Origin of the sequence: Nesterenkonia sandarakina, from assembly GCF_003003175.1 — a bacterium.
In the GTDB taxonomy this organism is placed as follows: Bacteria; Actinomycetota; Actinomycetes; order Actinomycetales; family Micrococcaceae; genus Nesterenkonia; species Nesterenkonia sandarakina_A.
In genome coordinates this window covers 98,376-124,220 of the sequence record NZ_PVTY01000010.1, presented here as the reverse complement: position 1 = coordinate 124,220, position 25,845 = coordinate 98,376, and the positions used below count along the sequence as shown (strand labels likewise).

17 protein-coding genes and 1 pseudogene are annotated in these 25,845 nt (G+C 69.7%); 7 read left to right on the top strand and 11 right to left on the bottom strand.

Annotated elements, in window-relative coordinates; all coding sequences use genetic code 11:
* Positions 1-287 precede the first annotated feature (287 nt).
* Positions 288-1,373 carry a DNA cytosine methyltransferase gene (locus tag BCL67_RS09945; protein ID WP_106123285.1) on the top strand — a complete coding sequence of 362 codons (1,086 nt, stop codon included), beginning with the start codon at positions 288-290 and terminating at the stop codon, positions 1,371-1,373.
* The gene (locus BCL67_RS09940; RefSeq protein ID WP_258174939.1) at positions 1,334-1,813 is read left to right on the top strand and encodes a very short patch repair endonuclease; all 480 of its coding nucleotides are present in this window, start codon (positions 1,334-1,336) and stop codon (positions 1,811-1,813) included. The genes BCL67_RS09945 and BCL67_RS09940 overlap by 40 nt, the downstream gene beginning before the upstream one ends.
* Here the strand turns inward: BCL67_RS09940 and BCL67_RS09935 are convergent.
* A complete protein-coding gene (locus BCL67_RS09935) occupies positions 1,798-5,469 on the bottom strand; it encodes an ATP-dependent DNA helicase (RefSeq protein ID WP_106123283.1) in 3,672 nt (1,223 codons plus the stop codon). The two genes, BCL67_RS09940 and BCL67_RS09935, sit on opposite strands and share 16 nt — an antisense overlap.
* Positions 5,466-9,098: an ATP-dependent DNA helicase gene (locus BCL67_RS09930; RefSeq protein WP_181255969.1), complete on the bottom strand. Its 3,633-nt coding sequence runs from the start codon at positions 9,096-9,098 to the stop codon at positions 5,466-5,468. The genes BCL67_RS09935 and BCL67_RS09930 overlap by 4 nt, the downstream gene beginning before the upstream one ends.
* A 116-nt stretch (positions 9,099-9,214) precedes the next feature.
* On the opposite strand from BCL67_RS09930, the gene BCL67_RS09925 reads away from it, so the two are divergent.
* Entirely contained in the window at positions 9,215-9,994 is a 780-nt protein-coding gene (locus BCL67_RS09925) for a 3'-5' exonuclease (protein ID WP_106123281.1), read from the top strand.
* Here BCL67_RS09925 and BCL67_RS09920 read toward each other — a convergent pair.
* On the bottom strand, positions 9,972-11,015 hold the full coding sequence (locus BCL67_RS09920) for an SUMF1/EgtB/PvdO family nonheme iron enzyme (RefSeq protein WP_181255968.1): 1,044 nt from the start codon (positions 11,013-11,015) through the stop codon (positions 9,972-9,974). The genes BCL67_RS09925 and BCL67_RS09920 overlap by 23 nt on opposite strands.
* A gap of 153 nt (positions 11,016-11,168) precedes the next feature.
* Here BCL67_RS09920 and betC point away from each other — a divergent pair, with 153 nt between their 5' ends.
* Complete coding sequence (gene betC / locus BCL67_RS09915; RefSeq protein ID WP_106123280.1) at positions 11,169-12,776, top strand: choline-sulfatase; 1,608 nt, start codon at positions 11,169-11,171, stop codon at positions 12,774-12,776.
* A 172-nt stretch (positions 12,777-12,948) separates the two neighbouring features.
* Positions 12,949-13,989: a zinc-binding dehydrogenase gene (locus BCL67_RS09910; RefSeq protein WP_106123279.1), complete on the top strand. Its 1,041-nt coding sequence runs from the start codon at positions 12,949-12,951 to the stop codon at positions 13,987-13,989.
* 86 nt (positions 13,990-14,075) lie between these two features.
* Here the strand turns inward: BCL67_RS09910 and hemL are convergent, their stop codons facing one another.
* The 3 genes and pseudogenes from hemL to BCL67_RS09895 all read right to left on the bottom strand — a co-directional run bounded on the left by hemL (position 14,076) and on the right by BCL67_RS09895 (position 17,513).
* On the bottom strand, positions 14,076-15,383 hold the full coding sequence (hemL, locus tag BCL67_RS09905) for a glutamate-1-semialdehyde 2,1-aminomutase (RefSeq protein ID WP_106123278.1): 1,308 nt from the start codon (positions 15,381-15,383) through the stop codon (positions 14,076-14,078).
* 242 nt (positions 15,384-15,625) lie between these two features.
* A pseudogene (gene hemB / locus BCL67_RS09900) lies at positions 15,626-16,600 on the bottom strand (porphobilinogen synthase); the annotation flags it as partial.
* Positions 16,601-16,700: 100 nt separating this feature from the next.
* On the bottom strand, positions 16,701-17,513 hold the full coding sequence (locus BCL67_RS09895) for a uroporphyrinogen-III synthase (protein ID WP_106123277.1): 813 nt from the start codon (positions 17,511-17,513) through the stop codon (positions 16,701-16,703).
* Between the two features lie 40 nt (positions 17,514-17,553).
* Here BCL67_RS09895 and BCL67_RS09890 point away from each other — a divergent pair, with 40 nt between their 5' ends.
* Positions 17,554-18,072, top strand: coding sequence for a hypothetical protein (locus BCL67_RS09890; protein ID WP_106123276.1), 519 nt, complete (start codon positions 17,554-17,556; stop codon positions 18,070-18,072).
* 83 nt (positions 18,073-18,155) lie between these two features.
* Here BCL67_RS09890 and hemC read toward each other — a convergent pair whose 3' ends face one another.
* The 5 genes from hemC to hemE all read right to left on the bottom strand — a co-directional run bounded on the left by hemC (position 18,156) and on the right by hemE (position 24,295).
* The gene (hemC, locus tag BCL67_RS09885) at positions 18,156-19,175 is read right to left on the bottom strand and encodes a hydroxymethylbilane synthase (protein ID WP_106123275.1); all 1,020 of its coding nucleotides are present in this window, start codon (positions 19,173-19,175) and stop codon (positions 18,156-18,158) included.
* Positions 19,176-20,519, bottom strand: coding sequence for a ferrochelatase (locus BCL67_RS09880; protein ID WP_374955642.1), 1,344 nt, complete (start codon positions 20,517-20,519; stop codon positions 19,176-19,178).
* On the bottom strand, positions 20,516-21,238 hold the full coding sequence (hemQ, locus tag BCL67_RS09875) for a hydrogen peroxide-dependent heme synthase (RefSeq protein ID WP_374955641.1): 723 nt from the start codon (positions 21,236-21,238) through the stop codon (positions 20,516-20,518). Before hemQ ends, BCL67_RS09880 begins: the two co-directional genes overlap by 4 nt.
* Positions 21,239-21,359: 121 nt before the next feature.
* Positions 21,360-23,063 carry a protoporphyrinogen/coproporphyrinogen oxidase gene (locus BCL67_RS09870; RefSeq protein ID WP_106123273.1) on the bottom strand — a complete coding sequence of 568 codons (1,704 nt, stop codon included), beginning with the start codon at positions 23,061-23,063 and terminating at the stop codon, positions 21,360-21,362.
* An 11-nt stretch (positions 23,064-23,074) separates the two neighbouring features.
* The gene (hemE, locus tag BCL67_RS09865) at positions 23,075-24,295 is read right to left on the bottom strand and encodes a uroporphyrinogen decarboxylase (protein WP_106123272.1); all 1,221 of its coding nucleotides are present in this window, start codon (positions 24,293-24,295) and stop codon (positions 23,075-23,077) included.
* A 59-nt stretch (positions 24,296-24,354) separates the two neighbouring features.
* Between hemE and BCL67_RS09860 the strand changes: the two genes are divergently transcribed.
* On the top strand, positions 24,355-25,818 hold the full coding sequence (locus tag BCL67_RS09860; RefSeq protein WP_106123271.1) for a glutamyl-tRNA reductase: 1,464 nt from the start codon (positions 24,355-24,357) through the stop codon (positions 25,816-25,818).
* The last annotated feature ends 27 nt before the right edge of the window (positions 25,819-25,845 follow it).

Here is a 25,845-nt window from a genome sequence, read left to right as displayed (position 1 = left end):
ATTGGAGTCCATTTTTCGCAAAGCACGATTAGGCGACCGCTGACTCGACTGCCTCGGCAGAGCTGTTCCGCCCACGTCACCACCCCGAGGCAGTCCTCCGACGTCGTCGAAGAGGTCGGGAGCGTACGGGGTGAACAAGTGCACCGTCTCGTGTCCTAGGTCGAAGGTACATTCGAATGAACGCGCATGGTCCGTCGACCAAAGTGTCAACGACAGGGTGCACAGAGAGCTGCTAGATTTGGACGAGCTGAACTGTCCGCAAGGGACAGGTAACCGGAGGAGTCGGAATGAGTGCACGATTCAGAATGGGGGAGTTTTTTTCAGGCCCCGGCGGCATGGCCCTGGGCGCCAGTCAGGCTGCGACCGATGTGGGAGTAGAACTCGTTCACGCGTGGGCGAACGACATCGATGCCGACACGTGCGCCACCTACCGGCGCAACATCCACGTCGCGCCCGAGAACGTCCACTGCTCAGACGTGAGAACACTCGACATAGGTGGCCTTGGTGAAATCGATGGGTTCGCCTTCGGCTTCCCCTGCAACGACTTCAGCACGGTGGGCGAGAACCTTGGACTCAACGGAAGATTCGGCCCCCTTTACCAGAATGGCGTAGAGGTCCTAAAGGAGAAGCAGCCGCGCTGGTTCATCGCCGAGAACGTGTCCGGTCTGCGCAGCTCCAATGCTGGACAGGCCCTTCCCCAGATCCTTAACGCCTTGGCCGACACCGGATACCGCCTGACTCCTCATCTCTATCGATTCGAGGACTACGGGGTCCCGCAGAAGCGACACCGCGTCATCATCGTCGGCATCCGCGAGGACGAAGCAAAGCGAGGAGTCAGGTTCACTATTCCCGCGCCAAATACAGTGAACAACCACATCACTGTTCAAGAGGCTTTGGCGGGCATTGCACCCAATGCGAGCCACCAAGAACCCACAAGGCACAGCCTCAACGTGATCAAGCGACTCCGGGCGATCCCCGAGGGAAAGAACGCATTCAACGCGGGCCTCGAAGGAGAACTGGCACTAAACGTCAAGGGCGTCACTCTCAGCAACATCTACCGCCGACTCGAACGAAACAAGCCCAGCTACACCGTGACAGGTTCCGGTGGCGGAGGCACGCACATTTACCACTGGTCCGAGGACCGAGCACTGACCAATCGTGAGCGCGCTCGGCTCCAGACCTTCCCCGACGGTTTCCGGTTCCACGGTGGTGTCAGCAGCGTTCGCAAACAGATCGGCATGGCGGTGCCAGTCGAAGGTGCAAGAGTCATCTTCGAAGCGCTCTTCAAATCGTTCCGCGGGGAGCCGTACCCCAGCGTCCCCGCCAACATAAAGTGGACAGCCACCAAGCTGATGGCACCGGAGCCAGTCTGACGTCAGAGTCCTGGGCTTCCTCCGAAAATGCGCGCCTGACCATGCGCGCGAACAAGGGTCGGGATACAAAGCCTGAACTCCTGATCAGGCGCGCGCTTCATGCTCGGGGATGGCGATTCCGCGTCAACTACCGACCACTCGCTTCGGACCGCCGTCGCAGTGTCGACATCGCGTTCACCCGTCGCAAGGTAGTGGTCCTGATCGACGGCTGTTATTGGCATGGTTGCCCCAGGCACTTCATCATGCCCAAGACGAACCAGGACTACTGGTCCAAGAAGATCTCGGGCAACCGAGCGCGCGACGTGGAGACCTCGCGCCTTCTGGGTGACGAAGGCTGGACCGTACTCCGTTACTGGGAGCACGAATCGATCGAGGATGTCTTGCTGGACATCGAGTCAGCCCTCCGCACGGCTCCGACCAGGAATCATCCGCCGAAGTAGCTGCGCGCATCGCGGAGGTACTGCCTCAGCGCTTCCTCCTCCGGAAGATTCGTCCCTGGCACGGTCACCCCATGCTCCACGTAGAAGAAAGATGCTCCGATCTGCTCCAGCGGCACCCCGTAGAGCCGGTGGAAGGCCAGCCGGTAGACCGCCAGCTGGATCTGCTTCTCGCGCAGGTCTTTTCCGGTGGGCACCATGCCGGTCTTCCAATCGACCAGGTCCCAGCTGCACTGCTGCATCTGAGCATTCCGGTCCTCCGCTGACTTCAGCTCCCAGCGCTCGAAATCGGCTGCGGTGAGGTCCTGGCCGGCGTCGTCCTTGCCGAAGATGGCGTCGATCCGGCCACGGACCACGACACCTTCCAGTGTTGTCTCCACTGGGATCTCCGCGGCGTACAGGCGTCGGTGCGCCCATTCGGTAGCCACGAAGCGCTCCTTGACCGTGGAGAGGTCGAAGGCGTCATCCAGGTCCTCATCGCCGCGGTGCGGCTCCTCGATCCCGGGCAGCCTGCTGCGGGTCTCGTAGAACTCCTCGATCCATTCGTGCATCACGGTGCCGCGACGTGCCGCCTGGGAGGGTTTGACCGGCACGGGACGGCGGGCGAACTCGGCCATGGATTCCGCGTTGCGGGCCATGCCCACGACGCTGGAGACGCTGATGTGCGCCGGGAAGTGAGGTTTTCCGGTCCCGCGCTGCTGCTCTCGCGCCCGGTCCACGACCCATTCGGCCTCCTGCTCCCAGGGAGTCAGCGGCAGCGCCGCCGCACCAGAATCGTCGGATGTTGCTGCAGGCTGCGCGCGGTCGGCGATGGCGTGTTCCACCAGCCCGGCGGCACGGGTCAGCGCGGCTCGGCGACCGGGCTGCACCTTCGGAGATTCCACCGTGTGGACCTGCGGCAGCGTGGTCCGCTCCCCCTCCGCCACCTGCCGCCGGTAGCGGCCGATCGGCAGCGGAGCCAGCGGGTCATAGGGCCACTGGGCGCCGAAGAGGTCATTGCCCACCGGGTTGTCCTTCATATCGGCGACTTCCGCCCACTCCAACACCGCCGATGCGTCGCCGAAGCCGTCGGCCACCTCGCGGATCTCCTCGAGGAACTCCGAGGGCTCCTTACCGGCGGAGGTGCCGTAGAAGCAGGCGCCGGTACACAGCAGCAGCTTCTTCGCCCGCGTCACCGCAACGTAGGCCAGGCGTCGTTCCTCCTCCCGACTGAAGTCCCTTACGTCCTCGGTGAAGACCCGGTTGTCTTCGGTGAACTGCTTCCAGCTGCCCACTCCAGCCGAGACGGCCCAGGAACGCAGATCGGGCTGCTCGGTCTCCCACTGCGGGATGCTGCGGCGATCTCCGCGCAGTCGTGCCGGCAGCATGCCGTTGCTGCCGGTCCAGCGGTCGGCTTTTGCGCTGGGGAACTTGTCCTCGCGCAGCCCGGCGACGGCGACCACGTCCCATTCGAGTCCCTTGGACGCGTGGATGGTCATCAGCTGGATCGCACCGGGGGTCGGTTCGACATCCGCCTGTTCCAGACCGCGTTCCTTCTCCTCGGCGGCGTCCAGCCAGTCCAGGAAGCTGCGCAGGTCCGGGGTGGTCTCGGTGGATGCGTAGCTCTCGGCCTGATCGATCAGCGCGTCGAGCTGCCGTGCGGCATAGTGCTGTTCCTCCCACGGCCGGGCCGCGACCTCGATGTCGAGACCGGTGTCGCTGACGATGCGTTGGATCAGCACGCCGAGGTCCAGCGTGGCCCACTGGCGGAGCCGCCGGATCTGCTCCTTCGCCAGCAGCAGCCGGCGGTGCCCTTCAGCGGACAGACCGAGCTGCTCGGCGTGCTCTGCGGAGTCCTTGAGCCGTTCCAACGCTTCGACCAGGGAGGCGCGTTCGTCCATCTCCAGCTCGGTGGACTCGTACCGGTCCTCCGCGTCGGTGACCCCTTCCCCCGCGTTCGAGCTGTCTTGGTTCTGCTCCGAGATGGGCGCGCGCAGCCGCAGCCCTTCGAGGTCGCGGGCGGAGCGCTGCAGCTGAAGCAGGTCACGGGGCCCGATCCGGTAGCGGGCGCCGGCGAGTATCCGGATCAGCGCATCGGAGCGTCCGGGGTCGGCGATGACCCGCAGATAGGCGAGCACCTCGGCCACCTCGGAGGTGCTCAGCAGCCCGGAGAGTCCGACCAGCTCATAGTCCAGTCCCGCGAGGCGCAGCTGTTCGGCGATGGTCTCCAGCTGGGCTCGGGTCCGGGCCAGCACCGCGCAGCTCGGGGCCTCCTGGTCTGAGTCGCGATGGGTCTCGGGCCGCAGCACGGCGCGCAGCTGTTCGGTGATCGCCTGGGATTCCTCGATGTCTGAGGTGTACCAGCCGTAGCGCACGGTGGCGGTGTGGGCTCCGTCGGGCGGGCTCAGTGGTCTCAGCTGCCCGCGCAGATGCGCGTTGTGCGCGCGCCACGGCTTGTCGAGGGAGTCTGCGGCGTCCGGGGCGAACGGTGTCACCAGCCGGTTGGCGACGTCGAGGATCCGCTCGCCGTTGCGCCAGGCGATGGTGAGCTGCAGCAGTGCTGCGGGCCGACGCTGATCCGTGGCGGGGTCCACTGCGGGGAAGGACTGGGGGAAATCGAAGAGCTGCCCGGCGGAGGCGCCACGGAACCCGTAGATGGACTGATTGGGATCCCCCACGGCCGTGACCGCGTGGCCCATCCCGCCGCCGGAGCCGCCGGCGCCGTAGAGGCTGCTGAAGAGGGCGAGCTGCGCGTAGGAGGTGTCCTGGAACTCGTCGAGGAGCACCACCTTGTACTTCTCCCGCTCGGCCTCCCCGGCACTGGGGACGTCCTGGGCGATCTGCGCGGCGAAGCGCAGCAGGTCCCCGTAGTCCATGAGTCCTTCGGTGAGCTTCTTCTCCTGGTAGCGGCGGACCAGCTCGGCCATCTCCCGGCGCACGCGCAGCGCCCGGACCAGCGTGGTCTGATCTTTGCTCAGTGCCGCGCCGGCCTCCTGCCAGGCATCCACCCGGGCCAGCTCAATGTCGAGGTGGGCCTCCACCGCCTCCGGGGACTGCAGGTGCTCGGCGCAGTCCCCCGCCAGGCGCATCACGTATCCGGCGAGGTTCCCCGCCGACTGTTCTGCCTCCACCAGCACCTCGGCACGGTCATATGCGCTGACCAGCCGGTGCACCAGCTGCCAGGCCTTGGCCTCCCCGATGAGCTGAGTCTCAGGTTCCAGGCCGATCTGCAGACCATATTCGGTCACCAGGGTGTTCGCGTAGGAGTGATAGGTGGACACGGCCGGGGCCAGCAGCTCGGAGATGTCGGCGTGCTCCACGGTGTCGGAGACCTCCACCGGCACGACATCGGCCGGAGAGATCAGCTCCGCCTCCAGGAGCTGCTCGAGCTTCCGGGTGATCCGTTCGCGCAGCTCTCCGGCGGCCTTCTTGGTGAAGGTCACACCGAGGATCTGGTCCGGGCGCACGATCCCGTTGGCGACCAGCCAGACCACCCGGTCAGCCATGGTGGCGGTCTTGCCCGACCCGGCGCCGGCGACGACGAGCATCGGGTCCAGCCCGGATTCGATGACCGCCTGCTGTTCGGCGGTGGGGTAATGCCTCTTCTCGGCGGGGGTGTCACGTTGGAGCGCGTCGGCGATGTCGCGGGCGCTGTAACGCATGGTCTCCAGGGTCATCATGGCTGGGTCACCTGTTTCGTGTTCTCACAGAGCGGGCAGAGCGAGCCAACCAGGCAGCGCTGTTGGTTCGGTGAGTGGTAGGCGGAGAAGACTCGACCGCTCATCACCTGGGCGGCCTGGGTGAGCTGTTCCATCGGCCAGGTGTCCTCCGGTCCGAGCGGAGGCTGTTCCTGGAGGTCGGTCTTCGCCACGGTGGTGCCCACGTGGAGCAGCGCGGCCCCTCTGCCCGGCGAGGGTGCTGGGACGCTCGTCTCGGCTGCAGGTGGTGCCGTCTCCTGCGCCTCGTGCAGGGCACGGTCCACCGCGCCGAGCGCGACCAGCAGCTGGTAGGAGCCCAGCTGCCCGTGGGTGGGGATCTCGATCTGCGCGGGTTTGTGCCGACCGGTCTTGAGGTCGATGACGAAGAGCTCACCGGCTTCGGTGCGTTCCACACGGTCGATCACGCCGCGGATCAGGACGGATCGCGTCTGGGCTGGTCCGCCTGGTTCCTCAGGCGGCAGCGGGATCTCCAGACTGGCTTCGACCTGCAGCTCGCGGGCGATGACCTGGCGACCCTGGCCCTGGACGTGGCCGAAGTAACCGGCGAGCTTCTTGAGCATCACGCGGGCACGGGAGCGGTCCTTCTCGGTCTCCCACCCCTCCTCGCGTCCCAGGCTGTCCCAGCGTGCGTCGAGCTCGGCTGTCAGCACCTCGCGGTCGGTCTCGGCCGGATGGTGCTCGGCGATCTCGTGGATCAGGGAGCCCAGCATCCGGCTGAAATCTGTGGCCTCGACCCCTCCGGCGGCACCGGTGAACCACTGCAGCGGCGCATCGATGGCGCTCTGCACCGAGGACGGCGAGACCCGGACGACGTCCTCCGGCTCCAGCAGCGGTGCAGTGGTGCTGAGCTCGGGCAGGCCCCACCAGGTCTGCGGTTCGGCCCCGATGAGTCCACCCTCCGCGAGCACGGCGAGCGCTCGGGCCGCCGCCCGACGCTGGGTCTCGGTGGTCTCATCATCGTGGGACTCGGCGGCGCTGGACCCGGCGTCGGCGTCGAGCTCGGTCTGGATGCTGATCTCGAGGTGCCGGCGAAGCTCGGCGATCAGCCGGTGGGCGGTGATCGGGCGCGGGATGGCGCCGCTGCGGGCCTCGCGCTCCCCGGGCGGCACCACGAGGTCCAGCAGCATGGAGGGGCTCTCCTCCTGGGCGTGCACGGCCACCGCGTAGAGCCGGTTCTTGGCTCGGGAGACCGCGGAGGCGAAGAGCCGGTACTCGTCTTGGAGCACGTTCATCCGCTTGACCAGCAGTGACTGGGCGGACGCGTCGGCGCGGCCCTCGACGACGTCCACGAGGTGTCCGCTGCCCAGCAGTTGTCCGCGCGGGTTCAGGTTCGGCCAGGCGCCCTCCTGGAGTCCGGTGAGGATGACGGTGTCGAACTCACGGCCTGCCGCGCTGGCGGGGGTGAGGACCTCGATCGCGGCGTCGGCGGCGGAGGTCTTCGCCAGGGTGTCCATGGGCAGTTCCAGGCGTTCGATGTGGTCCACGAACGCGATCGCCGAGGCCCCGGGGTTCTGGTCGGAGAATCGTTCTGCGGCCTGGAAAAGTGCCATCACCGCGTCAAGATCATGGTCTGCACGGCGACCCTCCGCGCTGGCCCAGCGGGTGAGGCCGGCCCAGTGCCGGCTGACGTCGGCGGCGTTCCAGATCTCCCAGAGCAGCTCCTCGGGCCCGCTGGAGGGTCCCGCGGCAGCGTGCCCGGCGGCGAGCATCGCGGCGACCCGCTCCAGCCCGCGGGTGAGGTGCTGGAACCGCGACTGGGCGCGGACCGCTTCGAAGACCGGGTCGGCCGCATCGTTCGCGGCGGCGACCAGCAGCTCGTCGGAGCTGCGCGGCTCGGCCGGGCCAGAGTCGGAGACGTCTGAGTCGGAGACGTCTGAGTCGGCACGCAGTCGGCGGCGCTCCTGGCTGCGCAGCACCTGGCGCAGGCTGCGCAGGGTCATCGAGTCGGTCTCGCCATAGCGGCTGGTCAGCAGCGCGAGCACTTCGGGCAGCGTGACGGGGTGTTCGGCCTCGGGGTCCTGCTGGACGGTGACCAGGCGCAGCACGCGCAGCAGCGGGGCCACTGCGGACTCCTGATTGAGGATCACGTCGCTCATGGACTGGCGCACCGGGACGCCCTGGGTCTGGAACATCCGCACCAGTCGTTTCAGCAGCGCGCCGTTGCGGGCGATGACCGCGATCTGGTCGAAGGGCACCCCGTGCCGGTGGTGCCGGTCCAGAACCTCCTGCAGGACGAACTGCTCGGCCAGGTAGTCCCCCGGCACGATCTCCACCGCGCAGGACCCGGTGCCCGTGGGCGTCGAGACCGGCAGCTCGGTCAGCGGCTGGCTGAGGGTTGACTGGTCGTGGGAACTCTGGCCCTTGGACGTCGATCCCGGGGATGTGGACACACTGGACCCCTGTGCCGCGCCGACCCGGTCAGTCGTGGTCTCGCTGAGCAGCTGCAGCCAGCGCTGGCGGGGCTGCTGGGGTCCGGCTGGGGCGATCCGGCGCAGGGCGCGGGCGTAGGCCCGGCCCACTTCGGGAGTGATCCGGTGGTTGCCTTCCAACACCATCACGCTGGGCTCGACCCCTGGCAGCCCGCCATAGGGGTCCGGGGTCATCGCGCCGGAGATGCTGCGCCGGACGATGCCCTCGATCTCGGCGTCGGTCTCCGGATTCAGACCGAGCACGCTCTCGGCGGCGACCCGGCGCGGCGCCACGGTCCAGCTGCGCAGCTTGTCCGGGCGTGCCCCGCGGAAGCCCTGCACCGCGGTCTCGGGGCTGGCGAAGGCCAGCACGTCGGCCCCGGCCCCGATCAGGCGCAGCAGTCGATACACCGACGGGGTGGCCTCCTGCAGGTCATCGACGACGATGCGGCGCAGCCGCTGACGCTCGGTCTCGAGGAACTCGGGGTTCTCCTCGAGCAGGTTGCAGGCCTCGTTGATCAGCCCCGCCGGGTCGAAGGCGTCGGCGTTGGCGCCGGCGTCGAGGTCCTCGCGGTAACGCTGGTAGAGCTCCGCGGCGGCGGCCCATTCCGGGCGTCGGCACTGCTCGGCCAGACCGCGCAGCTGCTCGGGTGAAACACCGTACTCGGCGGCGCGGTCGAAGAGCTCGCGGATCTCCTTGCGGAATCCGTCCGTGCCGGCAGCCTCTTCCAACGAGGAGGGCCAGTGGATCGGCGGCAGGCCGCTGGCGGGATCCGCCGCGAGCAGCTCCCGGATGATGCTGTCCTGCTCGGCGCCGGAGAGCAGCCGAGGCCGGCGCGCGGTGAAGCTGAGGATCTCCCGACGCCGGGCCTCCCCGAGCAGCCAGAAGGCGTATGAGGCAAAGGACCGGGAGGGCTGCTCCGAGAGGGACCCGCCGCGGGAGCTGGTGTCCCGGGCGGCCCAGGCCGCCTCGACCTGTTCGCGCAGCACCGCGGAGGTGGCGCGGGTGGGTGAGAGCAGCAGCAGCCGGGAGGAGTCTTGTCCGGACTCGAGGTGGCGCAGCGCCAGCTCCGCCGCCAGCGTCGACTTCCCGCTGCCGGGACCCCCGAAGCTCAGGATCGGCCCATGTCCGGGGCGCTCGGCGGCGGAAAGCACCTGATGCTGGGACTGATCGAACTCCATGGGGATCATTCAATCAGAGCCCCCTGACATGACCCGGCGCACCTGCGAGTCATCACGGGTCGACGGCGCAGGGTGATGTCCGCGGTCATGTCCCACCCGCGCGCTACCGTAGTGCCATGGCCGAGACCCCCACCCTCTTCGAGATCACCCCCAGCAGCGAGTCCTGGCACACCCGCCGCCGGGTCGGCTTTGACCTGGAGACCACGTCCCGGGATCCCCGGGTGGCGCGGATCGTCTCCGCAGCCCTGGTGATCTTCGATGACACCGAGGGCGGCGCCGGCACCGAGTATGGCGCCGAGGCTGGTGCGCTCGAGTCCCCCACGCCCCAGGGTCAGCGTGTGCGCACCCGGGAATGGCTGGTGGACCCCGGCGTGGAGATCCCCGCCGAGACCACCGCGATCCACGGCATCTCCACCGAATACGCCCAGGCCAACGGGCAGCCCGCGGCCGAGGCGGTCGCCCAGATCACCACCGCGCTGGCGCAGGAGTTCGCCGCCGGCAGCGCCGTGGTGGTGATGAACGCCCCGTATGACTTCACCGTCCTGCAGCAGGAGGCGCTGCGCCATGGGGTGGAGTTCACCGAGCCGGTCGGGGTGATCGACCCGCTGGTGATCGACAAGCAGGTGGACAAGTACCGTCGCGGCAAGCGCACGCTGACCCAGATGTGCCTGCACTACGAGGTCGAGCTCGAGGCCGCCCACTCGGCGACCCCGGACGCCTGGGCAGCCGTGGAGGTGGCCTGCGCACAGGCAGAACGGTTCCCGCAGCTGCAGATCCCAGCGCCCGAGCTGCACCGGCTCCAGGCGGGATGGAAGATCGGGCAGTCCGCGGACCTGCAGGAGTACCTGCGCCGCACCCGCCCCGACGCCGTGGTCAGCCCGGCGTGGCCGGTGTGAACGCCAGCCGAAACCCGGTGTGACCCAGCGAGGTGTCTGCCGAGGCAGAGGTCCGCGCCGAGGTGCGGTAGCGCCGGCAGTACGAGCGATGGCACATATAGGAGCCTCCGCGCATCACCGGATCAATCACCGGATCAGCCCCCGGCCGCCCAGACCCTGACCCTGCTGAGACCCTCGCGGAGACCTCCGGGCCGACGGCTGCTCCCCCGGTGAACGCCGAGGCGGTCCATTCCCAGACGTTGCCGGTGGTGTTGTAGAGCCCGTACCCGTTGGGCTCGAAGGACTCCGCCGGGCGGGTCCCCATCTGCCCGGCCACCCCTTCGGGGAACTCGCCGGGGAAGATGTTCATCCGGCGCGTGCCGTCCGGATCGCGATCCCCACCCCAGGGGTAGGGCTGCTGGTCGAGTCCGCCGCGGGCGGCATACTCCCATTCGGTCTCGCTCGGCAGCCGGGCGTCGACCCAGTCCGCGTACGCCTGGGCGTCGCGCTGGGACACCTGCGTCACCGGGTGATCCTCGCGCCCCAGGGCGGTGGATCCAGGACCCTCGGGCGCGAACCAGGCGGCACCCGGGATCTGCCGCCACCAGGGAGTGGAGGGCTCCGGAGCCGGAGCCGCCTCGCGCAGCTCAGGTGTGAGCAGTCCCTGGAAGACCAGCGAATCCCCATGTCGTTCGGCGTCGGTACGGTGACCGGTGGCCTGCACGAAGCGGGCGAACTGGGCCACGGTCACCGTGGTGGGGCTGATCGCAAACGCCTCGACGCGGGCGGGCCGGACGGGACCCTCGCCGTCGTCCGGGTAGGCCTGTGGATCCTCGCTGCCCATGCGGAAATCGGCTGCGGAGAATCCGATCATGGAGAGCTGGGACGCGGCGGTGGCGGCCAGCTGGGACACCAGCGCGGCCTTCCCGGCTGAGGCGTGAGCGGCGGGCGGCGTCGTCGTCGGGCTGGTGCTGGGGACGTCGTTCGGGCGTCCCGGACTGCAACAGGATGCGGGTGCGGGACGGTGCTTCGCGTCGGTCATTCTGCTCCCCTGTCTGTCTCCTGATGATCGCTCCAGGCCAGCGTTCGCCCCGGAATGGCGCGGAAGATGACCTGTAGCCTGGCAGAGCGCGCCGCTTGCACTCCTGCGCGCAGGACACCCATTTCAGTGCTCATCACGAAGGAGGGACACACTATGTCTGACGACCAGAACATCTCACACCACACCGGAACCGTGTCCCCGCCCGAGCACCCCTCCAGCGTCTCACCCCCGAACATCGTCGTCATCCAGGCTGATCAGATGGCCGCCCAGTCACTGGGTGCCTACGGCGACGCCGCGGCGAAGACTCCGCACATGGATTCCCTCGCCGAGGAGGGCGCCGTGTTCGACCGCGCCTACTGCAACTCCCCGCTGTGCGCGCCCTCCCGCGCGTCCATGATGACCGGCGTGATGCCCTCGGAGCTGGGCTGCTTCGACAACGGGGACGACTTCCCCTCCTCGGTGCCGACCTTCGCGCACCGGCTGCGCCATGCCGGATATCACACCGCTCTGGTGGGCCGGATGCACTTCGTCGGCGCGGACCAGCACCACGGGTTCGAAGAACGCCTCACCACCGACGTCTACCCAGCCGATCTGGACATGGTCCCGGACTGGACGCTGCCGCTGGAGCAGAAGCTGCAGTGGTATCACGACGCCGACGCCGTGTTCACCGCCGGGGTCTCCAAGGCCTCGGTCCAGCAGGACTTCGACGACGAGGTCGGCTTCCGCACCCTGCGCCACCTCAACGACCGGGTCCGCGCGAACCAGGCGGCCGCTGCTACCGGCGAGGACGCCCAGCCGTTCCTGATGGTGAGCAGCTTCATCCACCCACATGACCCCTATGAGCCGCCGCAGGAGCACTGGGACCGGTTCGCCGACGTCGAGATCCCCGACCCGGCCCATCCCGAGGTGCCCGACATCGCGGAGGACCCGCACAGCCACCGGCTGCGCGCGATGAGCGGCTTCGACAAGCGCCACCCGGACCGAGACCAGGTCCGCAACGCCCGGCGCGCCTACTACGCGGCGGTCAGCTACATCGATGACCACGTGGGCCGGATCCGCGAGCGCCTCGACACCCTGGGGCTCAGCGAGAACACCGTGATCCTGGTAACCGCGGACCACGGCGACATGCTCGGCGAACGGGGGCTCTGGTACAAGATGTCCCCCTATGAGCGCTCCTCGCGGGTGCCGCTGATCGCCTACGGGCCGGAGCACCTGGTGCCCAGGGGCCGACACCAGACCCCGGTCTCGCTGCTGGACCTGATGCCCACGCTGGTGGACCTCGCCGGAGCCCCGATGCCGAAGTCCGCCGGTGATTCGGTGTTCGAGATCGCCCGGCGCGAGCAGACCGGTGGCATCGGACCCAAGGATCGCCCGGTGATCATCGAATACCTCGCCGAGGGCACCTACCGGCCGCAGCTGACCATCATCAGCGGTCAGTACAAGTACGTGGTCTGCCCCGGCGACGTGGATCAGCTCTTCGACCTCGCCGCGGACCCGCACGAGCTGCACAATGCCGCCCGCGAGGACCACCTGGCGAGCACGGTCGCCCGGCTGCGCGCCGAGCTGGACTCCCGCTACGACATGGCGGCCCTGGAGGCCGGGATCCTGGAGAGCCAGGATCAGCGCAGGCTCGTCGCCGAGGCGCTGAACATGGGACGGAAGCGGGCCTTCGACCACAACACGGAGCCCGAGCAGCGCTATGTGCGCGGGGACTTCTGGAGCGCCCTGGAGTACGGCACGATCCGCGACGGCGCCCGCTGAGCTGGGTTCCGCTGAACTGGACTCCGCTGAGTTGAGCTGACTGAGCTGAGCGGCTCATCGATTGGGCAGTTCGCGGTGGAATGACGACTGGGACACCGGCTTATTCCACCGCAAACTGCCCAATCGATGCCGGCACCTGCGCGCACCGGGACCGCAGGTAAGATCCATCTGCATGCGCGCAATGGTGATGGACGAGATCGCAGGGCCCCTGGACGTCCGGGAGGTGCCCGAACCCACCCCACCGCCGGGCGGGGTCATCGTGGAGGTCCACGCCACCGGACTGTGCGGCAGCGACTGGCATGCCTGGGCCGGGCACGAGGAGCTCACCCTCCCCCACGTGCCCGGTCATGAGCTCGCCGGCATCATCGCCGCGGTGGACCCCGCGGTGCAGCACTTCTCGGTGGGTGAGCGGGTGACGGTGCCCTTCGTCTGCGGCTGTGGGACCTGCGACTGGTGCCGCTCGGGCAACGCGCAGGTCTGCCCGAACCAGCAGCAGCCCGGGTTCACCCACGCCGGATCCTTCGCCGAGCGCGTCGCGCTGCACGCCGCCGACACGAACCTGGTCGCCATCCCGGAGGCGGTCTCCTTCGAGGCGGCGGCCGCGCTCGGCTGCCGCTTCGCCACCGCCTACCGGGCGCTGACCGCACGGGCCGGTCTGCGCGCCGGGGAATGGGTCACCGTGGTGGGCGCCGGCGGGGTGGGACTGAGCGCGGTGATGATCGCCAAGGCGCTCGGCGCCCAGGTCATCGCCGTGGACCGCAGCCCCGAGGCGCTGGTCGCCGCACAGCAGCTCGGCGCCGATCACGTGATCCTCGCCGACGGGCGCGACGTGCCCGCAGCGGTCGGTGAGATCACCGGGGAGGGCAGCGATGTCTCGGTGGACGCCGTGGGCAGTGAACAGACCTGCGCGGCCGCGGTCCTGAGCCTGCGCCGGCGCGGCCGGCATGTGCAGATCGGGCTGCTGCCCACCGAGACCGGACTCTCCCAGGTCCCGATGGCCCGCGCGATCGCCTGGGAGCTGGACCTGCTGGGCAGCCACGGCATGGCCGCCGCCGACTATCCCGGGATGCTGGCTCTGATCGCGAGCGATGTGCTGCGCCCGCAGGACCTGATCGAACGCGTGGTCGGGCTGCAGGAGGCGGCCGTCCTGCTGCCGGAGATGCAGCGCTCCGCGACCCCGGGGATGACGATGATCAACCCCAGGATCGCGTGATCAGCTGCTGAGGCGTCCGGAACTGACGCCTCAGGGCCGAGTCCTCAAGCCCGCATCTTCCGACCCGAATTCTCAGGACTGAACCCTCAGGCGGCGGCCTGCGCGGCGGCCTTCGCGGCGCCGGGCAGCGCATCCAGGATGCGGCCGATGGCGGCGTCGTCGTGCGCGGAGGACAGGAACCACGCCTCGAAGACGCTCGGCGGCAGGTAGACCCCGGCGTCGAGCATCGCGTGGAAGAACGGTCCGTAGCGGAAGGTCTCCTGGGCCTGGGCGTGCGCGTAGTTGTGCACCCCGGTGGCCGAGGTGCCGAAGGCGACCGAGAACAACGAGCCGACCTTCTGCAGCGTGTGGTCCACACCGGCCGCGTCCAGCGCTGCGGTGAGCGCATCGGCCACGATCTGCGCCTTCTCATCGACATGTGCGTAGACCCCGGCGGTGGCGTGCTCCAGGGTGGCGACCCCGGCGGCCATCGCGACCGGGTTCCCCGAGAGCGTGCCCGCGTGGTAGACCGGCCCGGTGGGCGCGAGGTGTTCCATGATCTCCCGGCGGCCCGCGAGCGCGGCGGTGGGCAGTCCGCCGCCGATGACCTTGCCGAAGGTGAACAGGTCCGGCTCCCAGCCTTCGACCCGTCCCGAGGCGCCCCAGTAGCCGGCCTCGGTGATCCGGAATCCGGTCATCACCTCGTCGAAGATCATCAGCGCCCCGTGGCGCTGGGTGATCTCCCTGATGAACGCGTTGAAGCCCTCTTCCGGGACCACCACACCCATGTTGGCGGGGGTGGCTTCGGTGATCACCGCGGCGATCCGCTCGCCGTGCTCGGCGAAGACCGCTTCCAGCGCGGCGCGGTCGTTGTACTCCACCACGATGGTCTCTGAGGCCTGCGCCTCGGTGACTCCGGCGGATCCGGGCAGTCCCAGGGTGGCGACTCCGGAGCCGGCGGCGGCGAGCAGCCCGTCGGAGTGGCCGTGATAGCAGCCGGCGAACTTCACCACGATGTTGCGATCGGTGACCCCGCGGGCCAGCCGGATCGCGGTCATGGTGGCTTCGGTACCGGTGGAGACCATCCGGATCATCTGCCCGCCGGGGACCCGGCCGCGGACCAGCTCAGCCAGCCGCGCCTCGGACGGGTGGGAGGTGCCGAAGCCGAGTCCGGCGTCCACGGCGTCGTGCACGGCCTTGATCACCGCGGGGTGCTTATGTCCCAGCAGCGCCGGCCCCCAGGAGCCGACCAGGTCCACGTACTGCGTGCCCTCGGCGTCGGTGAGGTAGGGCCCGTCGGCGGCGACCATGAACGTCGGGGTGCCTCCCACCGAGCCGAAGGCGCGGACCGGGGAGTTCACTCCCCCGGGCATGAGCTCGCGGGCGGTGTCGAAGAGTTCCTGGTTCGTGGTCATCGCGGGGCAGGGTCCTTTCAGCTGACCGGCGGGAAGCCGGCGTCGGTGCGGGGTTCGTCGGTGGATTCGCCGTCGGTCCTGGTCGGTGGTGCGGTCTCGCCCGGTGCGCTGGCCTCCACCGGGGCTGCCGTGGTGTGCGGTTCGACCCGCGGGTGGACCGGGGTCGAGGCGCTCGGCGCGGAGGGACTGCTGGTCGGGACCGGGGCCGCCGGGGCGCTGGTGCTCCGTGGTCCGGCAAGCTCCTCGCGCAGCCATCCGGCCACCTCGGCGGCGTAGTAGGTCAGCACATTGGTGGCTCCGGCGCGGCGGATCGCGATCAGCGATTCGGTGATCACGGTGCGCCGGTTGATCCACCCGTTCGCGGCGGCGGCCTCGATCATGGCGTACTCACCGGAGACCTGGTAGGCCGAGACCGGGACGTCGCTGATCGCGGCGGTGTCGGAGAGGATGTCGAGGTAGGCGCTGGCCGGCTTGACCATCACCATGTCCGCGCCCTCGGCGAGGTCGAGCTCCACCTCGCGCAGCGCCTCGGTGCGGTTCGGGGCGTCCATCTGGTACTGCTTGCGGTCACCGGTCAGCTGGGAGTCCACGGCCTCGCGGAACGGGCCGTAGAAGCCGGAGGCGTACTTCGCGGCGTAGGCGAGGATCGGCACGTGCTGGTGTCCGGCCTCGTCCAGGGCCTGGCGGATCACCGCGACCTGGCCGTCCATCATGCCGGAGGGGGCGACGACGTCGGCGCCCGCCGCGGCCTGGGCGACGCCCATCTCGGCGTAGACCTCCAAGGTGGCGTCGTTGTCCACCTCGCCGGTCTCGTCGACCAGTCCGCAGTGCCCGTGGTCGGTGAACTCGTCCAGGCACAGGTCGCTCATCACGACCAGGTCATCACCGACCCGGTCCTTCACGGCGCGGATCGAGCGGTTGAGGATGCCGTCGGGATCCAGGCCGGCGCTGCCCTGGGCGTCGCGGGTGGCGGGGATGCCGAAGAGCATGATCCCGGCGAGGCCGAGGTCGCGGGCCTCTTCGGCGGCCGTGAGCAGCGAGGCCTCAGTGTGCTGCACGACGCCGGGCATGGAGCTGATCGGGGCCGGGGCGGTGAGGCCTTCGCGGACGAAGACCGGCAGGATCAGGTCGGCCGGGTGCAGCCGGGTCTCGGCCACCATCCGGCGCATGGCGGGGCTGCGGCGCAGCCGGCGGGGGCGCTGTTCGGGGAAACTCACGTGCGACTCCTGGTGCTCAGGGGGATGGCGGTCGGTGCGCTGCAGCTGAGCCTCGTCATCAGGCCAGCTGTGAGCGTGTCGCCGCCGGTCAGTCTAGTTCTCAGCGACCCAGGGCGGCCATCACAGCGTCGGCGCTCGGCTCAGAGAGAACACTGGCGGCGGGGATGCCGCGGCGGGAGAGGGTCCTCGCGGTGGGCCGACCGATGGCCAGCAGCCGGACCCGCTCCGGGAGGCCGAGGTCCGCGAGTCCGTCGGCGGCCGAGGAGCTGGTGACCAGCAGGACCGTGGGGTCGACGTGGGTGAGCCGGTCGCGGCGCAGGTCGGCGGCGAGCCGGTCGAGGTCGAGGAGGTCCTCGCGGGCCGGCAGCGGGAGCAGTCGCCGCTCCGGGTCGCCGGCGGCGAGTGCGCCGTCGACCACCAGGCAGTCGGTCTCATAGGCGCTGACCGGGCTGACCTGCCAGCCGATGGCGGTCAGGCCCTCACGCAGCTCTGCCCGTGCCTGGGCCGACTGAGGCAGCAGCAGTGCGGTGCTCTCCTCCGGGGCCGGCTCGGGAATCTCCTGGATCATCCCGGCGGCGCTCTTCTCCCCGGAGGGCATCCACGGGTCGCTGATGCCGGTCAGCCGGTGCAGCGCCCGGGCAGTGCCGGGACCGACGACGCCGACGCGGGTCTGCGCCGGGAGGGACCCGTCCCAGCCCAGCTTCACCAGGGCCCGGACGGTGTTGGCGCTGGTGAACAGCACCCAGGCGAAGTCCCCACCCGAGAGCCGCTCGAGCGCGGAGGTCAGCTCGGTGGTGTCGGCGGGGAGTCGCTGCTCGGTGACCGGGAGGAACTGGACGTCGAGTCCAGCTGCGCGCAGCCCCGCCTCCAGCGGGCCCGCCTGTGCGGGGTCTCGGGTCAGAGCAATGCGCATGGGCCTAGCCTACCGAGTGCGGCGGGGGCAGAATGCGCGTATGGATGCGCATGACTCAACGCCCGGGGAAGGCCACTACGCGGCTCTGGGAGAGCTGGCCGCTGCCGCAGTGTCACCGTTCACCGGGAGACCCTCGCTGACCGGGGGCGAACGCGTGGTTGCGATCGGGGCGCTCTGTGACTTCACGCAGGAGCCGACCGACGGCAACCCCGGACTGGGCATCAGCATCTTCGAACACTGCGTCCTCGACGACGGCCAGAAGGTCCACCTGGATGACCGCGGCTTCACCCTCTCCCCGGTGCACTGGACCGACGGGGTGACGGTTGAGACGCCGTCCCACTCGGAGCGTCCGTCGTGGGAGTCCCTGCGGCAGGATGTGCTCAACTGTGTGCTTCCGGAGGACCTGCCTGATGGCAGCCCTCCGGTGGAGGACCATCCGTGGGAGGAGCTGGCCCGCTCGGCACGGGTGACCGGGGTGCAGGTGAGCGCCGATGAGCTGCGCCGGCTGGAGTATTTCGTGGAGTTCACAGAGCGGGTGGAGAACTGGGTCGACGGCTGAGGCATCGCGCGGAGGCAAGGCATCGATTCCGAGGCACGGGTCGGATGAGGGATCCAGCCCTGGCAAGATTGCCGGGGCCAGCCTCAGGAGTCGACGACGTGCTTGAGCAGCCCGAAGTCCTCGGCGAGCAGCTGCTCGGCGACGTGGGTGCCCAGCTGGATCGCCCGGTCGACAGAGACCCGGCGATCCGCACCGGCCTCGATGGAGATCTCAGCACCGGCGCGCTGCACCTTGGTGCCGTCGGGCGCGCAGATGACCGAATCCAGGCGCAGGGTGGCGCCGCCGTCGGGGTTGTCGTCATAACGGGCGAGCCCGCCGATCGGGGCGGAGCAGCCGGCGTTGAGCCGGGCGAGCAGTCCCCGCTCCGCAGAGGTCTCCAGTCGAGCAGGGATGTCGTCATAGAGCGCCAGCGCCATGCCCAGCGGCGCGGTGGGCTCGGCGTCTTCGGCACGGACCTCCACGGCCAGGGCTCCCTGCCCGGGGGCCGGCAGCATCACCTCGGTGGGGATCAGCTCAGCGATGTGGTGTTCCAGGCCGAGCCGCTTGAGTCCCGCACCGGCGAGCACCACGGCGTCCAGGTCGCCCCGGGCCGCGTTCGGGGCCTGCGGCGAGGCCTCGGCGGCAGACCCGTGGCCGCGGACCCGGGCCAGCCGGGTGCCGACGTTGCCGCGGATGTCCACGATCTCCAGATCGGGCCGGGCGGCGCGCAGCTGCGCGGCCCGCCGCGGGGAACCGGTGCCGACCTTCGCGCCCGGAGGCAGCTGGGCCAGCGGCACGTCGTCGGCGGAGCACAGCGCGTCGCGCACGTCCTCCCGAGTCGGCACCGAAGCGATCGCGAGACCCTCGAGATCCTTGGCCGGAAGGTCCTTGAGCGAGTGCACCGCGACGTCGCAGGTCTTGTCGAAGAGCGCCTGGCGCAGCGCAGAGGCGAAGACCCCGGTGCCGCCCATCTGCGCGAGCGGTCCGGTGAGGATGTCGCCCTCGGTCTTGACCGTGATCAGCTCGTACCCGGCGTCGGCGTGGGAGGCGAGCGCCTCGGCCGCCGTCGTCGTCTGGGTCAGTGCGAGCTTGCTCCCGCGGGTGCCTACTGTGAAGGTGGGCATCTAGCTCCTTGCGACGTCTTTGCGGAAGCGGGTGCAGTTGCAGGGTCCGCAGATGCCTGACCACTGACCGGGCACGACCTGCTCGCCGAAGCCGACGGGTTCGCCGTTGACTCCCTTGAGGTATTCGCTGAGCACGTCGACCAGGCCGGAAACGAACTTCTCCTGGATGCCGGGGGTGGCGGCGCGGTGGTAGGCCAGGCCGAGCTCCGCGGCGGTGTCCTTGGCCTCGGTGTCGAGGTCCCAGAGCACCTCCATGTGGTCGGAGACGAAGCCGATCGGCATCACCACCACACCGGCGACGCCGGCTTCGGCGTCCTCGGTGATGGCGTCGTTGATGTCGGGCTCCAGCCACGGGGTCTTTGGGCTGCCGGAGCGGGACTGGAAGGTCAGCGAGTGCTCCAGTCCTGCGGCCTCGGGCACGCTGGCCATCAGGTGGCGGGCGACGGCGAGGTGCTCGGCCGAGTAGACGTCGGTGCCGTATTCCTCGATCACCCGGTCCGGGCCCATGGCCTCGGCGTTGCGGCTGGGGATGGAGTGGGTGACGAAGACGATCTTCGGCTGCGCGTCCGGCTTGCCGGCCTGCTCCAGCTGGGCGCGGACGTCGGCGATGCCGGCGGCCAGGGCGTCCTTGAACGGGTCGATGAACGCCTTGTCCATGAAGAACTGGCGGACCTTGACCACGCTCATCTCCTCGCGGAGACCGGTCTCGTCCAGGGTCAGCGAGAAGTCCTCGCGGTACTGCCCGCAGGAGGAGTAGCCGTTGTACGCGGAGGTGACCAGCGCCAGGATCCGGCGGTGTCCGGCGGCGTGCATCTCGCGGAATGTCTCGGTGAAGAAGGGGTTCCAGTTGCGGTTGCCCCAGTAGATCGGGATGTTCAGCTGCCGGGCCGCGACCTCGGCCTCCAGGGCGCCCTTGAGGTCCCGGTTCTGCTGGTTGATCGGGCTGATGCCGCCGTTGGCGCGGTAGTGGGTGGCGACCTCTTCGAGCCGCTCATCCGGGATGCCGCGGCCGGTGGTCACGTTGCGCAGGAACGGGATCACGTCGTCCTGGCCCTCGGGGCCGCCGAAGGAGGCCAGCAGGATGGCGTCGTAGTTGCTGGGCTCGTCGGTGGTGGTGCCCTCGGCGTAGTCCACCGGCAGCGGGGCGGGTGCCTCCGCGCCCTCGGTCTTGTTCTCGGTGCCCGGGGTGGGGGTGGCCTGCGAGGACTCCGCCACGGCCGAGTCGGCCTGCGCCTCGGTGGGGTGATCGGAGGTCTCGGTCGGGTGGACCGGCCGGGTGTTCTGGTGAGGCTCGGCCGACTCGCTGTTCTCGGCGGATTCGCGGTTCTCGGGGGTGATCGTCACAGCAGGACCTCAGCGATCTCCGACGCGGCCTTCAGGCGGCGTCCGGTGTAGAAGGGAATCTCGTCACGCACGTGATAGCGGGTCTCGGACTCGCGGAGCTTGCGCATCATGTCGACCAGGTCGGTGAGCTTCGGGGCTTCCAGCGCGAGCAGCCACTCCCAGTCGTTCAGCGCGAACGCCGAGGTGGTGTTGGCCAGCACCGAGGGGAACTCCTGGCCGAGCATGCCGTGCTCACGCAGCATCTTGCCGCGCTTGGCCGGATCCAGCAGGTACCAGTCATAGGAGCGGTTGAACGGGTAGATGACCAGCCAGTCCTCCGGGGGCACGCCGAGCGCGTAGGCCGGGACATGGCTGCGGGCGAACTCGGCGGTGCGGTGCACGCCCATCGCGGAGAAGGCGATCCGGGTCTGGGAGAACATCGCGGTGCGGCGGATGCGGCGCACCGCTGCCTGCAGGTCTTCGGCGGAGGGGCCGGTGACCCAGGTCAGGATGTCGGCCTCGTCGCGCATGGCGGAGACGTCGTAGGTGCCGCGGAAGGTGACCTCTTGATCGGCGAACGCGCCGGCGAGCTCATCGAACTCCACCTCCACATCGGCGCCCTGCGGGGCGGATCCGGTCCGCGCGAAGACGGTGTAGAGGGTGAACCAGTCCTTGCCCGAGGTGTTGACCTCTTCGGGCGTGCGCTGGGCGTTGCTGCCGTAGCTCACAGATGCCTCCATCAGCATTGATCGTCCGTGCGGGACCCGAGGTGACGATGTCCCGCGTCCAGCTTATCGCCCGGTCTTCCACGGTTTTCTACATGACGTCGAAAAAAGTGACCGACGGCTCAGGGGCGGATTCTCAGGATCGAGCACTCAGGATCGTCGCCGCGGCGGCGCGCGCGTCAGGCACCACCCGAGCGAGCCCGGTGCCGGCGAACCAGGCACCGATCAGGTGGATCCCGGGACGGGCTTCCCCGGCGTCGGCTCCAGCTCCCGCCGCATCCGTCTCGGAGGTCTGGGCCAGGCGCTCGCGCAGCGCGGCGATCCTTTCGGCGTGACCGGCGGAGGTCTGCGGCAGCGCCTTGCGCCAACGGATCACGCTGGTCTCGAGGATCTGCTCCGGCTCGATCGGCAGCCCGAAGAGCGCCCCGACATCGGCGGTGGCCGCGGCGAGCAGCTGTTCGTCGCTGGACTCCGCGCCGAGCGCGTCCTGGTGCGTCTGCCCGACGCGGCCGTAGGACAGCCGCACCACATGGTGGCCCGGCCCGTGCGCGTGGGTCACGGCGGTGTCCGCCCATTCCCATTTGGAGCTGATGTGGGTCATGGCCTTCGCGGCGATGGCGTCGACCTGCGGGGCGACCAGCACCCCGGTGCCGCGCGGGTGCTCATCGAGCTCGGGCGCGTCCAAGATCATCGAGACCAGGGCGACGCCGCGGCCCGCGTCCGGCGCGCCGGCGGTCTGGGTCGCAGTGGTCGTCGAGCTCTCGGCCTGGGCTCCGGTGACCTGCACACCTGCCGGGGTCAGTCCGGTCAGGTCCAGCCCGTCGAGGTCCACGAGCCCGGAGACCAGCTGCACCGCGCTGGGCGCATCGAGGGCGAGGATCACATGGTCCGGTCGGTCGGCGCCCTGACCGACCTCCGGGCCGGTCCCCAGGCCGGTTCCCTGGTCGGCGCCTGGGCCGGTCCCGGCAGCGAGCGCCGCCAGGTCGGTGACGGGGGTGTTCAGTCGGATCTCCGCGCCGAGCCGGAGCAGCTCCTCCTCGAGCGCGCCGACCAGCCGGTTGAGTCCGCCGTAGAGCGAGTTCACCGCCGATCCGGGAGGAGCCTTGGACTTCACCAGCGCGACCGCGCGGGCCAGCGAGCCCTCGCGCAGCATCGCGTCGAAGAGCCCGGGGGCGGCGTTGTTCATGTCGAGGTCATCGGGGTCTGCGGAATGGACGCCGGAGACGATCGGGGTGACCAGCCGGTCCAGCACGGCCTGGCCCATCCGGTCCCGGACCACCTCGCCGAGGGTGATCTGCCCGGCCCGGGTCTCGGCGGCCTCCGCCCAGCTCTGCATGGAGGTGGTGAGGTCCTCGGCGGCGCGGCGCGCCTCGGCCGCACCGAGGATGGCCACCACGTCGGGGGCCATGGGATCGGCGGGGATGCCGAGGATCCCGGTGGCCGGAAGCGGAGCGGCCAGATCGGGCAGCTGCAGCCAGGCCGCATTGTGCTGCGGGGACACCACCTGCTCGTTGAGGCCGAGCTCCTGGAGCAGCTTCGGCACCACCGGTGAGCGGGTCGCGAAGGCCTCGGCGCCGGCGTCGTAGGCGACACCGCCCATGACGTGGGCACCGATGGCGCCACCCAGCCGGTCCCCGGCCTCGAAGATCTGCACGGCGGCCCCGGCGCGCGCCAGGTCCCAGGCCGCGATCAGCCCGGCGATGCCCCCGCCGACCACGGCGACCCGCGGCGCGCGCGCCGGCTCCTCCGCGGCATCACCGGCGGCAGCATCCCCGAGGGATGCGACGGCGGCTGACGCGGTGGCGGGCTCACTCGACGGGGGGTTGATCTGGGCGTCCATTCAGGCGCAGCTCAGTCCTCGTAGCCGATCTCGTGGATCAGGCTGACCACGCGGGTGAGCACCTCGGGGTCGGTCTCCGGAGGCACCCCATGGCCGAGGTTGAGCACGTGGCCTGCGGCGCCGGAGCCTGCCGCGATGATCGAGCGCACGTGCTTCTCCAGGACCGGCCAGTCGGCAGGCAGCAGCGCCGGGTCGATGTTGCCCTGCAGCGGGGTCTCCGCGCCGACCCGACGGGTGGCCTCGGCGAGGTTCAGCCGGTAGTCCACCCCGACGACGTCGGCGCCTGCCGCACGCAGCAGGTCCAAGATCTCCCCGGTGCCGGTGCCGAAGTGGATCAGCGGCGCGGTGACCCGGTGACCCTCAGGCGTGGTGCCGCCGAGGTCCTTGACGTGGGTGAAGGCCTCAGCGGAGTGGCGCAGCACGTGGCGGGCGTAGTCCTCGCGGCCCAGTGAGCCGGCCCAGGAGTCGAAGAGCTGCGCGGCGGAGGCGCCGGCCATCAGCTGGGCGCGCATGAACCGGCCGGAGACCTCCGCGGCCCAGGCGGCGAGGGCGTTCCAGGTGTCGGGGTCGGCGTGCATCATGGTGCGCGGGCCCAGGTGGTCCCGGGAGGGCTTGCCCTCCACCATGTAGGCGGCCAGGGTGAACGGGGCGCCGGCGAAACCGATCAGCGGGGTCGAGCCGAGCTCGGCCACGGTGCGCCTGACCGCTTCGGTGATCGGCGCGAAGGCGGCGTCGTCGAGCGTGGGCAGGGCTTCGACGTCGGCGCGAGTGCGCACCGGGTGGCCCAGCACCGGGCCGACACCAGGTTGGATCTCGACGTCGATCCCGGCCAGGCGCAGCGGGATGACGATGTCGGAGAAGAAGATCGCGGCGTCGACGTCGTGCCGGCGCACCGGCTGCAGCGTGATCTCCGAGGCCAGCGCGGGATCCAGGCAGGAGTCCAGCATGGTGGTGCCTTCGCGCAGCGCGCGGTACTCGGGCAGCGAGCGGCCGGCCTGGCGCATGAACCACACCGGGCGGCGGTGCGGGCGTGTGATCTCCCCCGCACTGTTACGCCCGCCGCGATACTGATTCAGCAGCGCGGAGTCGGCGGTGAGCCCGGTGAGCAGCGGGTGGTCCTTGGGCAGCTGCGCGGTGGAACCCTGAGAACGTACGGCTGCGCGCGGGATCGCGGTGACGGAGCCGGTGGCCGGAGAGGACGCGGCCATGCCGGCGAAAGATCCAGAAGTCATATGCCACATTCTCCACTTTTCGGCGGCACACTTCGACCCGCTGTAGAATCGATGACGTCGTGGTACTCATTTCTCTCGTTGCCACCCACTCGGAGCTTGACCTCGAGACGGTGGGCACTCTCAGCTCAGGAGCGGCCGAACTGGCCGGATCCGTGCACATGCCTGCCGTGACGCTGGCGACGTGCAACCGCATGGAGATCTACGCCGAGTCCGCCGGCTCCTCCCATGACGACGTGCAGTCCACGCGTGAGCAGCTGCTCGACGTCGTGGCCGAGACCTCAGGCCTGGACCGCGAGCTGGTCGGACGCTCCTTCCGCACCCTGGTCGAAGACGACGCCGTCTCTCACCTCTTCGAGGTCGGCGCCGGCCTGGACTCCGCGGTCATCGGTGAGCGCGAGATCGCCGGCCAGGTGCGCAAATCCCTGGCCGACGCCCAGCATGCCGGCACAATCTCCGGAAACCTGACCAAGCTCTTCGAGACCGCGTCGCGGACCGCCAAGGATGTCGGCACCCGCACCGCGCTGGGCTCCCGCGGCCGCTCCATCGTCTCGGTGGCCCTGGACATCGCCGGTGACATGCGCGGCGACGGCGCCGCCTTCTACCCCGGCGCCAAGGTCGTGCTGATCGGCACCGGCGCCTACTCCGGGACCTCCCTGGCCCAGCTGGTCGAGCGCGGGGTCAACGATATCGGGGTCTTCTCCGGCTCCGGCCGCGCCGAGGACTTCGTGGCCGAGCGCGCCGGCGGGGCCCGCGCGCTGCAGATGCAGGAGCTTCCCGCCGCGTTCCGCGACGCCGATGTGATCATCGGCTGCTCCGGCGGCAACCGTCGGATCACCGCCAACGAGGTCCAGAACCTGGCCGGCCTCTCCGGGGACGCCCCGCGGGAGAAGCCGCTGACCGTCATCGACCTCGCACTCTCCCATGACTTCGACCCCGATGTGGCCGAGCTCGACGGCGTGGACCTGATCACGCTGGAGTCGGTGAAGATGGCCGCCCCCGGCGAGACCGAGGATTCGGTGCAGGAGGCGCGCGACGTCGTCCGCTCCGCGGTGGAGTCGTACCTGACCGAGCGGCGTGAGCGCACCGCCGATGATGCGATCGTGGCGCTGCGTCGGCACACCCAGGCGCTGCTGGACGAAGAGATGACCAAGATCCGCAAGCAGCACGGCTGCACCGGAGCCACCGAAGAGGTGGAGTTCGCGATGCGCCGGATCGTGCGCAAGATGCTGCACACCCCCACCGTGCGGGCCCGCGAGATGGCCGCAGAGGGGCGCACCGAGGACTATGTGCGCGCGCTGCAGGACCTGCATGGCATCGAGGTGCCGGTGCGCGAAGAGCCCGCTCGCGCCAAGCCCGCCAAGCGCCGCCGGGCCGAGGAGTTCTCCGCCGGCGAGCTCGCCCAGATGGCCAGCTACCTCACGAAGGTGCCCGCCGGCGGGTTCTGCCAGCACCACCGGCCCGGTGAGTTCGAGATCGAGCGCATCGACGCCGTGCGCGATCTGCACATCCGCCGCGCCAGCTGATCCGTCCCCTGTGGGGGCAAAAAATCG